At 45.6% G+C, this 12,947-nt stretch carries 7 protein-coding genes; all 7 read left to right on the plus strand.

All coding sequences use genetic code 11. The features are described from left to right. Positions 1 to 111: 111 nt before the first annotated feature. The 7 genes from ACTHPG_RS24595 to ACTHPG_RS24625 all read left to right on the plus strand — a co-directional run bounded on the left by ACTHPG_RS24595 (position 112) and on the right by ACTHPG_RS24625 (position 12,715). The gene (locus tag ACTHPG_RS24595; protein ID WP_440391960.1) at positions 112 to 1,902 is read left to right on the plus strand and encodes a sensor histidine kinase; all 1,791 of its coding nucleotides are present in this window, start codon (positions 112 to 114) and stop codon (positions 1,900 to 1,902) included. Then, positions 1,895 to 3,496, plus strand: coding sequence for a response regulator (locus tag ACTHPG_RS24600; RefSeq protein WP_440391961.1), 1,602 nt, complete (start codon positions 1,895 to 1,897; stop codon positions 3,494 to 3,496). The genes ACTHPG_RS24595 and ACTHPG_RS24600 overlap by 8 nt, the downstream gene beginning before the upstream one ends. A gap of 174 nt (positions 3,497 to 3,670) precedes the next feature. Next, entirely contained in the window at positions 3,671 to 6,580 is a 2,910-nt protein-coding gene (locus ACTHPG_RS24605) for a glycoside hydrolase family 2 protein (RefSeq protein ID WP_440391962.1), read from the plus strand. Between the two features lie 278 nt (positions 6,581 to 6,858). Continuing rightward, positions 6,859 to 7,842 (plus strand): ABC transporter permease, encoded by a 984-nt coding sequence (locus ACTHPG_RS24610; protein WP_440391963.1) that lies wholly within the window; start codon positions 6,859 to 6,861, stop codon positions 7,840 to 7,842. A gap of 15 nt (positions 7,843 to 7,857) precedes the next feature. Then, the gene (locus tag ACTHPG_RS24615; protein WP_036606894.1) at positions 7,858 to 8,760 is read left to right on the plus strand and encodes a carbohydrate ABC transporter permease; all 903 of its coding nucleotides are present in this window, start codon (positions 7,858 to 7,860) and stop codon (positions 8,758 to 8,760) included. A 185-nt stretch (positions 8,761 to 8,945) separates the two neighbouring features. Continuing rightward, positions 8,946 to 10,634, plus strand: coding sequence for an ABC transporter substrate-binding protein (locus tag ACTHPG_RS24620; protein ID WP_440391964.1), 1,689 nt, complete (start codon positions 8,946 to 8,948; stop codon positions 10,632 to 10,634). 377 nt (positions 10,635 to 11,011) lie between these two features. Next, the gene (locus ACTHPG_RS24625) at positions 11,012 to 12,715 is read left to right on the plus strand and encodes an ABC transporter substrate-binding protein (protein ID WP_440391965.1); all 1,704 of its coding nucleotides are present in this window, start codon (positions 11,012 to 11,014) and stop codon (positions 12,713 to 12,715) included. Positions 12,716 to 12,947 lie beyond the last annotated feature (232 nt).

The following is a 12,947-nucleotide window of genomic DNA, read 5'->3' on the forward strand; positions in this document are numbered from 1 at the left end:
TCAAGACAATCCGAATTCTGGCGGTTATGTGGTATGATTAATCAAAAGAACAGGACATCCTGATCCTGCTCTTTATATGTAAGCGCTTATACAGATGACGGAAGGTGCGACATGTTTAAAAGGTTGATACGAACAACTAATAATCTCAAATTAAAGCATAAATTGCTTATTTCCTATGTCCTGGTCGTCATGATTCCGGTCCTGATTGTGGGTCTGGCTGTGACCAGTTATTTTCGCCAACAAGCTTTGGACAATGCGATAGGACAGACCATCATCAATGTGGACAAGATCAAGAGCCAGACGGCGACGATGTTACGTGTACCGACGGATATATCCAACCTTTTAATGTTTAATGCGGATCTCAAGGAGATCGTGAATAAACGGTACAAGAGCGTTGTGGAGCTAACCTCGGCTTATCTTGCATACAAAGATTTTCAGGAGTACAGGCGTTTGTACCGTGAGATAGCGGGTATTCGCTTTTACTCCACGAACCCAACTTTGATCAACAACCTCGAATTCATCCCGGTAGACAAGCAGACGGAAGAGAGCTATTGGTACCAACAGGCACTGAAAACAACCAGCATTGGGTGGTTCTACATTCCGGACAAGGAGGATAATCCTGTACACAAGCTCAGTCTGGTGCGCAAAGTACCTTTTGCCGAATATCGAACCGAGGGCGTGTTGATGATTGTGATCAATCAGGATGAGCTGAATGGATTGCTCCGTCAGGAACAGTTCGAAACGATGATTACGGATGAGCAGGGTTATGTGGTTGCAGCCAAGAATACCGAACTGGTAGGGAAAACGCTGGACGAGCTTGATTTTGGCGTTGATCTGCAGAGTCAGGCCAAAGGCACCATTGAAGCTGATTTTCGCGGTGAGCCTTCCAATATTGTGATTGATGAGTTGGGCCCTGGGTCAAGTATGAACAGCCTGAAGGTTATTTCAGTTTTTGCCACCAAAAATATAGTCAAGGATGCCAACAGAGTCAGCATGATCGGCATGATTTTCATTATCCTTGTGCTCGTTATCGCCCTATTATTCGTATATATCATCTCGTTCCTCACTTCGAACCGATTGCTCCGGCTGAGTAAACACCTCAACAAGCTGGCATTAGGTGACCTGAATGTGACTTCGCGGATTGATGGAAACGATGAGATTGGACAACTATCACGCCAGTTCAACTATATGGTGAAAAGTATCAATGAACTCATGACGCAGGTGGTAGAAGCGACGGAGCAGAATAATCAATTGGAAATCGCCCAAAAAGAGATTAAACTGAAAATGATGGCGAGCCAGATCAATCCACATTTCTTGTTTAATGCATTGGAGTCCATTCGGATGAAAGCGCATATTAAGGGTGAGGCAGAAATTGCCAACATCGTCAGATTGCTGGGCAAGCTGATGCGCAAGAGTCTGGAGATTGGAAGTGGAAAAACAACCTTCCGGGCTGAACTTGAAATGGTACGTTCCTATTTGGAAATTCAGAAATTCCGTTATGGGGATCGCCTTGCATTCCAGATCGACATCGATCCCGAGGTGGAGAAGATGTACATTCCGCCTCTGATTATTCAACCTCTGGTTGAGAATGCGATTGTCCATGGTCTGGAAAATAAAGAGGGTACAGTCCGCGTTCATATAAGTATTCATTTAGTAGAGAACATTGTGCAGATTCGTGTGCATGACAATGGTGCAGGAATAACGCCAGAACGACTGGTTGAGGTGATGCAGTTTATCTGCGGGCCGGAGGAACAGGAGAAGAGTCGGATCGGCATGCGTAATGTACATCAGCGCTTAACATTGACGTACGGGGAGCCATATGGATTGCAGATTAAGAGTGTATATGGGGAAGGAACAGAGGTTTCTTTCACTTTGCCAGCAGGAGGGGACCAACATGTATAAAGTGTTTTTGGTGGATGATGAGCCGAGCATACGTGAGGGACTGACCACCATTATTGAGTGGGAAAAATACGGATTTCAGGTCATTGCTACCGCTGCCAGCGGGCGGGAGGCTATCTCCCGGTTTGAGGAATTGGAGCCTGATCTGACGATTATTGATATTCGCATGCCTGGTATGACCGGGCTGGATGTAATTGAAGAAGTACGCCGGAATCATCCCGATTCGCACTTTTTGATATTGAGCGGTTATGCGGATTTTGATTATGCCAAGAAAGCGATCAGTTTTGGTGTGGATGGTTATCTGCTTAAACCGGTGGATGAAGAAGAGATTATTGGTGAGCTGGAGCGGATTGCCACGATTTTGAGCCGTGAACGGGAGACAATGGCCCGTCAAGCTGGTGAGGATACCGTCTATAGGGAGCATCAGATCGAAGCTTTGCTCTTTGACAGTCTGGAGGGTGCGGGCAGCATGGAAGAAGATAGCCTGGGGCTGCACTGGCCTCACTATCAGATTGTACTGCTTGAGATGCATGCTGCTCCCGACCTGCAACGGGGAAGTGTGATGAAACGCAAACTGGTTGAAGCATTTGATCAGAAGAACCGGGGCATCGTATTCTCGTTCCATTCCGGTCTGGGGCTATTAAGCAAGGAAACAATCACATCCGAAGCATCTGCAAGAAATCTGTATGATGAGTTGGAAGGACTTCTGGGAGAATGGGAGGTTCGCATGTATGGTGCTGCAGGTGAACCCGTACATTCCACTTCTGAAATTGCGCGGTCATACACACAGGCGAATCGTATACTCGGTGAACGCTTCTTGTTCACGGAGCAACGCATTATGCTGTGGACTGAAGGTAGCGAAGACGAAGGCGTTGTTAAGCCAGGAGTTGAAGCTGCAGACGAAACACCGCATGAGCCAGTTGAAGACGAACTTGCGGACAAGCTGTATTATGCGTTAGACATCCGCAGCAGTGAGTCTGTCATGCGGGTACTGGGTGAGATGGAAGAGCGTCTGGTCCCGTATCACCGAACAGAGCAAGCCATCAAAACGGCCTTCTCACAGGTATTCTCCCTGGCGTTCAACAAGCTTGCAGCAACGAATCAGCATATGCACTCCATTATGCAGGAACATTCGGTTCTGATTAATGAAGTCTATCATCAATTTACGATGTCTGAGCTCAAAGTTATAGCAGCAGAACATTTTAATCGACTTATTCAACGTATGGGTGGGGGAAGTAAGGATACTGTATTGAAACAGATGATTGAATTTATCCAGCGTAACCCTGGCGAAAATCTCAAGCTGGAGGTACTTGCTGAAGTGTTTAACTATAACAGCAGTTACTTGGGGAAGTTGTTCAAGAATCATACGGGAGAGTATTTCAATGCATTTCTGGACAAGGTTCGTATGGAAAAGGCCAAGGAATTGCTGGATGAAGGACTGAAGGTCCATCAGGTCGCGGCGAGAGTGGGGTATGCGAATGTGGACTACTTCCACGGTAAGTTCAAGAAATATGTAGGTGAATCCCCTTCGGCTTACAAACAGGCCAGAACTCAATCCTCACCCAAAGGGACGGATACGGGTACAAACGAGGAATAAGTAAGGAGTGTTGGGCTTTGCCCTTACCTATTAGGTAAAACGTTTTCGGTATGTCTGATAATTTCATGATTCATCATATTGTCCATGCACTTCCCATGATAAGCAATGGTCACGGCATGCTTCACATCTTAGACTGGATTTACAGGAATCCAGAGGAAGGGATGGCTCTACGATATGAATTTGTCTGATATAAGTGCTGTACGTCATACATTGAACTTAAATGGAACATGGCAGTTTCGTTTGGATCCGGCGTCCGATGAACTCATTGAACAGGAGATAATACCGCCTTCAAAGTCTGAAAATACATCATGGGAGACCATTCAGATTCCCGGTTCATGGGAAGAGCAAGGATACGGAGATAAGCCTGAATACGAAAGGATCGATACATGGACAAAGGTACGAGAGTACGAAGGCTCAACCTGGTATGCTCAGGATATTCATGTTCCATCAGACGATCTCGGATGCCATTATATATTTAGACTGAGGGGTGTCCGATGGACAACGAATCTCTGGATCAATGGACAGTACGCCGGGCGGCAGGATAGTCTGGTGAATCAACAGAAGTGGGATGTTACCTCTCTGGTGAAGCAGGGAGAAGTGAACCGTGTGGAGATCCGTGTGGATAATACGATGAAACTTCCGCTGGCTGGTAGCCATATTCATTCATTGCATACGGCGACAGCCTGGGGGGGAATTACGGGTGGCGTGTATCTGGACATTCTGCCCCCATGCCGATTACAGACGTTACGGATTCAACCAGATGCTGAAAATGGAATGCTTCTGATTGATTGTACTGTAAGCGCTCCCGCAAATGAATCGGCCAGATTGATGCAAGTGCTTGTGGATATCCAGCATCCAGACGGCACATGGCATGATCGTTATTCTTGTAATGTGAATCTGAGTGTTCAAGCACATGTGGATATAAGATCAGCAGGTTTAACTGAAAGCCATGCTGTACTAGATCAGATACGATTGGAACTTGGGACAGGGAAGTCTATCGCAAGATGGTCGGATGAATCCCCTGAATTATACAGGGCAGTGATCCGTCTGCATAACGGTGAACAGGAGCTGGATCGGCTGGAGCAAGCATTTGGTGTACGCTCTTTTGCAGCAAACGGAAAGCAGCTTGAATTGAATGGGACACCAGTATATCTGCGCGGGTACGTCGATTGCTGTATCTTTCCACTGACAGGTTATCCTGTGTGGGACAAGGAGCATTATCTTCAGCAGTTTCGAGTCGCCAGATCATACGGATTCAACCACGTCCGTCTGCATGGGTGGAGCGCACCGGAGCCTTTTTGGGACGCGGCTGATGAAGCCGGTATGCTGGTGCAGGCAGAACTTCCACATTGGTCTCGTTTCTTTGAGCAATCGAATCAGTCTGCGCCAGCTGAGGTATTCTCCTATCTGACACAAGAACTGGACGGGTTGCTTCAAGCGCTGCACAGACATCCTTCATTCGTCATGTTCTCCATGGGGAATGAACTTATTGGTGCGAATGGCCATCCTGAACTCAATGCATTGGTATCAAAGGCAAGGGATATGGATCCGACCCGCATATATACGGACAATACAGGTTTTGGACAACTTCCGCCACAAGGAAGGGAAGCGGATTATTATATCCAGTCGTTGAACTGGCATCCCCCGTTGGAATCTGCATATTCTGCTGTACCGGATACCACGCTCGATTATCATGCAGTCACCCGGCTTGCCGAGCAACCCGTCATTGGGCACGAACATGCACAATACACGATGTATGTGCGGCCCCAAGAGCGAGCAAAGTACACGGGTGTATTGCGCCCTAGCTGGTTAGAGCCAGTCGAAGAATCGTTGACAAACAAAGGCATGATGGCAGATCTGGAGCATTTTCAACAGGTCAGTGGTACCCATCTGGTACGTTCCCTCAAAGAAGCCATGGAGCGGATTCGGAGAACACCAGACGCTGCAGGCGTACAGTTGCTGGACATTCGCGATTTTCCAGGGCAGGGACATGCTACGACGGGCATTCTGGATGTGTTTTGGGATGACAAAGGCATTACGACACCTGAAGAATTCATGTGTTTCAACGCAGATGTGGTGCTGTTGCTAAGCTGCAAAGAGCGTACATTCTACGCCGGAGAAAACATTCATGTCGATGTACGCATCTCTCACTACGGTAAAGATCCGCTTGAGGAACCGATCATTCTGTGGAAGTTAATTAGCGATGATGGGATACTTACTGAAGGGGAATGGAAGACCGGAGATATCCCATGCGGGTCCGTCAAGTCACTGGGAAGCATTGTCGCTATAGCACCTAGGGCAGGAGCAGCGGCTTTTCGCATTGAAGCGGAGCTGCGATCAGGAGATTTGGACAGAGCTGTAGCGAATGTATGGCATGGCTGGTCGTTTCCTTTTTATCAGTCTCATCCGGGTTCGAATCGGTTCTGGAATACCGTGGCAGAGTTGAAGCCATTCCTGGGTGAAGCACATGATGATTGCGTAGATCGAATCGATGGATTTCAGTTGTTGAAAAATCGGGAGATTGACTTGGTTATCGTTCAGTCGTTAACACCAAATGTCGTTGATTATGTGGTCAACGGGGGGAGTGTTTGGCTACAGCCAACCGCAGAAGGGTTATATGATTCAGTGGAGACCAAGTATCTGCCTGTATTCTGGAATTACCTGATGTTTGCTACACAGCCTGGTGCAACGATGGGTATGTATCTGAGAGATCGGCTAGCACTACTAGGCTCCTTCCCGCATGATGGAGCTTCGGACTGGCATTGGTATCACTTGGTGAACGCTACACCAGCGATATGTTTGGATACGTTGCCCGGGGTGGAACCGCTGATCGAAGTGGTGGACCATTTCCATCGGGCCAAACGACTCGCTTATGCCTTTGAGGCAAAAGTAGGGAAGGGCAAGATTTTGGTATCCTCACTTCCGTTTGCCAATCTGGCTTTAATGAAGCGTCCGGAAGCTGCCTACTTATTTCAGGAGATACTTGCGTATCTAAATGGAGATCAATTCCGTCCAAAAACCTCGATATCCGTAGCGCAACTACTCGGGATCGTTAAACTGCAAACTATTCAATTTACATTGTAATCAGAGGGACCCGAAAGGGTCCTTTTTGTATGCCATGTGGTTAAAGTAAACGATTACTATAAAACGTTTTCGACATTCATCACTATAGATACATTTTTACCTTAATATTACTTTTATATCATTTAAATGTAGAATTTATCACTGATTTTAACGAATTAATGTCTGATTATATATGCCTATATCTAATTTTTATATGATTTTCTCTAAAATCCAGATGGTATTTTGAAAACGCTCTATCGAGTATGATTATTTTATAAAACAGAGGAGGGGGAACGGAGATGGAAACGCTAACAAAAAAATCCGCTTCCGCGAACAGAAGCAGTGACCCCAAACCGCCTTTAAAGAATCGGCGGAACGGAATTTGGGACAGAATGAAACAGCAGAAATATCTCTATCTCATGTCATTGCCATTCGTAGCTTGGGTTTTCGTATTTAACTATCTGCCATTATGGGGATGGACGATGGCTTTCCAAAACTATAAACCTGCCAGATCGTTTGGTGATCAAGAGTGGGTTGGTTTTAAACACTTTGTAGAGCTGTTCAGTGATGATCGTTTCTATCTGGTACTTCGAAACACACTTGCAATGAGTTTGATGGGACTAGTTGTCGGTTTTATCGTACCGATATTCTTCGCTATTCTCCTGAATGAAATGAGAGGCATGTTCTTCAAGCGTGCCGTGCAAACGGTATCATATCTGCCTCACTTTGTATCCTGGGTCGTTGTTGCCGGGATCATTACGAAGATGCTTTCTACGGATGGCGGTATCATCAATGATATATTGGTAGGCTTGAACATTATCGATCAGCCGATCCAGTTCATGGCCAAGGGGAACTTGTTCTGGTACATTGTAACCGCTTCAGATATGTGGAAAGAAACCGGTTGGAATGCCATCATCTATCTGGCGGCGATTACAGGTATCGACAATGAGCTGTATGAAGCTTCCCGTGTAGATGGAGCCAACCGTTGGAGACAGATGTGGCACATTACGCTGCCTGGCATACGGACCACGATTTCCGTACTTTTCATCATGTCAATTGGACATCTTATCAGTATCGGTTTCGAGAAGCAGTTTTTGCTTGGCAACAGTCTGGTCACAGACTACTCGGAAGTACTTGATCTATACGCGCTCAATTATGGTTTGAATATGGGACGATTCTCATATGGTACAGCCATAGGTATATTCAACTCCGTTGTCAGTATCATCCTTCTGTTTACTGCGAACGGCTTGTTCAAAAAATTCACAAAAGAAAGCATCATGTAGGGAGGGGACGACATTATGGCGAACAAAGCATTCAATGCTACTCGGGGCGATAAACTGTTCGATATATTCAACATCCTCGCGATGACCATGGTGCTGGTTGTAACACTTTACCCATTCCTTAACGTACTGGCCATCTCACTCAATAACTCGACAGATACAGTACGTGGCGGAATTTACTTATGGCCTCGCGAATTCACATTACAGAACTACAAAACGATTTTCCAATATGATGGATTGCTACAAGGTTTGCAGATCTCCATTCTGCGTACACTTGTAGGTACCGTGCTCGGATTGATCAGTTCATCCATGATCGCCTTTACACTGAGCAGACCGGATTTTGGACTTCGGAAATTTGTTTCCACAACGCTCGCGCTCACGATGTATTTCTCCGGTGGTCTGATTCCGGTGTACATTCTGATGCGTGACTTGAACCTGATCGGTACATTCTGGGTATATGTATTGCCTGGCATGATCAGTGCATTTAACGTCTTCATTATCCGTTCATTCATTGATGGCCTGCCATACTCATTGCAGGAATCCGCGAAGCTGGACGGAGCGAATGACTTTACAATCTATTACAGAATCATCCTGCCACTGTGTAAACCAGTGCTTGCTACCATCGCATTGTTCCTGGCTGTAGGTCAATGGAATGCGTGGTTCGATACGTACCTGTATAATGGTTCAAAGGCACATCTGACCACACTCCAATATGAGCTGATGAAAGTATTGCAAAGTACGCAGCAAGGCTCAGGTGCTGGACGGAATGCCAATGATATGGCGCAGCAAATGACACAGATTTCACCGGAATCGATCAAAATGGCGATTACGATCGTTGTAACGGTTCCAATCCTCATTGTATATCCATTCCTTCAAAAGTACTTTGTTGGCGGTATGACACTGGGCGCAGTAAAAGGTTAAGCAAGCTTGTACAGGTTGCCACATAGAGCGGCCGTACATCCAAATGAAGCATCAGGATACCCGAAGCGCAGCCATGTGGTCTGCGCTTCACCGTATAGGGCTGCGGTTTGGTATTCATGAAGCTATAGACAGGGACAAAAAAGTCCCGGATAAGACAGACATATGAAACAGGGAGGATTACCATTATGGCAAGTTCCAAAATGAAGATTGCACTGGCTCCAGTGCTTGCGATGTCATTGCTCGCAGGTTGTGGTGGAGGAAGCGGCGGAGATACGTCCTTCAAGGATACAAGCGCAGAGACAACTCCACTTACATTTGATTTCTTTAGTGTGGATCCCAGTCCGAACTGGAATGGGATGAAGGATGAAGTGGGTAAAGTTCTTACAGAAAAAACAGGCGTAACGCTTAACGGTGAATTTGCCGTTAGTGGTGGTCAGGATAAAATCTCCCTGATGGCGGCGAGCGGAGACTATCCGGATATCGTCTCACCCAAAGGAGAACTTAGCAAACTGGTGGATGCCGGGGCAATGCTCGATCTAACGGAACTGATTGACCAATATGCTCCCAATCTGAAGAAGCTATATGGTAATTACATGGACCGGTTGAAATACAGTAATGAGGATCAGGCTATTTATGTGCTGCCGACGTATTATGCGGTAGACCAGAAGTACTTTGATGCAGGTGGCGGATTTGGGATACAGCACCGTGTACTGAAAGAACTCGGATACCCGGAAGTGCGTACACTTCAGGATTACGAGAATGTATTGAAGGCGTACAAAGAGAAACACCCAACAATTGATGGTCAGCCAACGATCCCGTTAACACTGGACGCGGATGATTGGAGAATCATGATCACTGTAACGAATCCTGCCTTCCAGGCAACAGGTGCACCGGATGACGGTGAATATTACATCGATCCAGAGACGTATGAAGCAAGTCTGCATTACAAACGTCCAGAGGAAAAAGAGTACTTCCGCTGGTTGAACCATATGTACAATGAGGGACTGCTTGATCAGGACAGCTTTATCCAGAAAACAGATCAATACAAATCCAAAATTGCAAGTGGACGTGTTCTTGGTGTCATTGACCAGGATTGGGGTTATTCCGATGCAGAAAATGCACTGAAATCTGCGGGCAAAGATGAAGCAACGTATTCACACTTCCCGGTGACCCTGTCCAAGGATATCAAGGATCAGACCTTCCAAGACCCTGGTTTTGTATCCGGTTGGGGTGTAGGAATCACAACATCGAATCCTGACCCGGTTCGTACGATCAAATTCTTCGATTACCTGGCTTCTGAAGAGGGGCAAGTTCTGATGAACTGGGGAATTGAAGGTAAACAGTACGAAGTGAAGGACGGCAAACGTGTCATTCCTGCCGACATTCAAGACCAGAAAACCAATAATGCAGCCGTATTCCAGAAAGAAACAGGTATTGGGCTGTACACCAATTTGTCTGGTCATTATGGAGACGGTGTGAAGGACTCAACGGATAACTATTATACTACGAATTTCCCTGAACAGATCGTGGCGGCATATTCCGATGCAGAGAAAGAAACACTCAAAGCTTACGGCGCTACAACATGGAAAGATCTCTTCCCGAGTGAAGACGAGTTCCCAATCAAACCTTGGGGAGCAGCATACAATCTGCCAACACCAGGTGACTCTAACTATAACGTCATCTTCAAGAAAACACAGGATATCATCCGGAAACGTATCCCAGAAGCCATTCTGAGTACACCTGAACAGTTCGATGCGATTTATGACGGCATGATTGCAGAAGTGAACCAAGCAGGCGCGGAAGATATGGAAAAACAATATACAGAGCTCGTTCAAAACCGTGTTCAACTGTGGAGCGGTGAAGAGGCTAAGTAAGTGTATTGAATAGTCATATTTTAACCGAGAAAGAACCCGGGCAACCGGGTTCTTTCTTATGCCTAAAACGTTTTCTAAAAAACGTTTTCAATTTTACAAATTCACTATTGACAAGGACTATAGGAGCGATTATTATTCAATTATGAAAGCACTTACATTAACTTGTACATCTTGTTATATTCACCTGAAACTCAAAGTGAGCAGGTACAGGAATGAACAAGAATTAAGGCAAGAGTAGAACAATTTTATTTTTTCAGAAAACGCTTCAAATGTTATAAAAACAAGAAAATTACATTCGTCTCATCTGGTCACGGTATGCGCAGGTCAGCCTGTTATACAAATATACAGCTTCATTATATCCATAAGGGGGATTACACATGAAGGGCAAAACACCAAAAACATTCGCAATGCTTCTGTTAGCCAGTGCTCTTGCAATTACAGCAGGATGCAGTGGCAATGGAGGAGGAAGTAACGCTTCAGAAAAGCCGGTTGATTCCGGAGACACAACCAGTCCAGTAACCTTTACATTCTTTGGTGCAGACGCGAGTCCAAACTGGAACAACATGAAGGATGCTGTCGGTCAAGAGATTACTAAGGCAACGGGAGTTACAATTGAAGCTGAGTATGATGTGAATAATGGTGGTGACCAAAAGATTCCTTTGATGGCTGCCAGTGGTGATTACCCTGATATTATCTATCCTAAAGGCAACTTGTCGAAGCTTGTGGATGCAGGCGCGATGCTGGACCTGACCGATCTGATTGAGGAGCATGCTCCCAACTTGAAAAAAATCTATGGAGATCAGATGAACCGTCTGAAATATAGTTTGGAAGATCAAGCGATCTATACGATTCCGACTAACATGGGTGTGGATAATGTTGCGTTTGATGCAACAGGCGGATTCGAAATTCAGCAAAGAGTATTGAAAGAACTCGGCTACCCTGAAGTAAAAACGCTTGAGGACTACGAGAATGTACTGAGAACGTATTATGAAAAACATCCAACAATTGATGGTCAACCGACTATTCCGTTAACATTGAATGCAGATGACTGGAAGATCATGATCACGGTAACGAATCCTGCATTCCAAGCTACGGGTGGACCGGATGATGGTGAGTATTATATCAATCCTGAAACCTACGAAGCCGTTCTCCACTACAAACGTCCTGAAGAAAAGGAATATTTCCGTTGGTTGAACAAAATGTATAATGAAGGCCTGCTGGACAAAGATACATTTGTTCAAAAGGATGACCAATACAAGTCCAAAATCGCCAGTGGCCGTGTACTTGGTCTGATCGACCAGGAGTGGAACTACGGTGAGGCGGAAAATGCTTTGAAATCGTCTAACGGTGGCGATAAGACATATGCCCACTTCTCCGTGTCCCTGAACAAGGATATTGTGGATCATACGTTCCAACCGACAGGATTTGACGGTTATGGTATTGGAATCACGACTTCGGCCAAAGATCCGGTACGTATCATCAAATTCATGGATTGGCTTGCTTCCGAAGAAGGTCAGGTCCTGAGAAACTGGGGCGTTGAAGGTCAACATTATCAAGTCGAGAATGGAAAACGCATTATTCCGGCTGACGTACAAGACCGCAAAACCAATGATAACTCCGCCTTTACCAAAGAATCAGGCGTAGGCATGTATAACATCTTTAGTGCCAGATACGGTGATGGTGTGAAAGATGCGACAGATAACTACTATACAACGAACTTCCCTGAACAGATTCAAGCAGGCTACACAGCAGCTGAGAAGGAGACGCTGAAGGCGTATGGTATTACAACATGGAAAGATTTCTATCCTTCCGAAGATGATCTGAAACTGAAAGATTGGGGCGCAGCATACAACATGCCTGTACCTTCCGACACGGATTACAACGTAACGTTCCAGAAAACACAAGATATCGTACGTAAACGTATTCCAGAGGCTATCCTTGCCAAACCTGAGAACTTCGACAGCGTATATGACGGTCTTCTGGCTGAACTCGATAAAGCGGGTGCAGTTGAGATGGAGAAACAATACACCACTTGGATTAAGGAACGTGTAGCACTCTGGACTGGAAAAGATGTGAAATAAGATTGAAAACCAAGCATGAAAATCCATGGTTTTCATAGCGAAAAAAGCCCTTGAGAAAGGGCTTTTTTTATTGTTGACGTATGGTGTCGAATAGCCTATAATCTATCGTGTAAGCACTTTCAGTAAGCGTTTTACAATATGTTTCGAAAACGTTTTACGTATGTTAGAAGAAAGAAAGTTCAGAATAAGTGCTACTGCATGTTGGGCTCCAACAATCTGGTTTTTACAGCAC

Origin of the sequence: Paenibacillus sp. SAF-068 (assembly GCF_051967555.1) — a bacterium.
Classification (GTDB): Bacteria; Bacillota; Bacilli; order Paenibacillales; family Paenibacillaceae; genus Paenibacillus.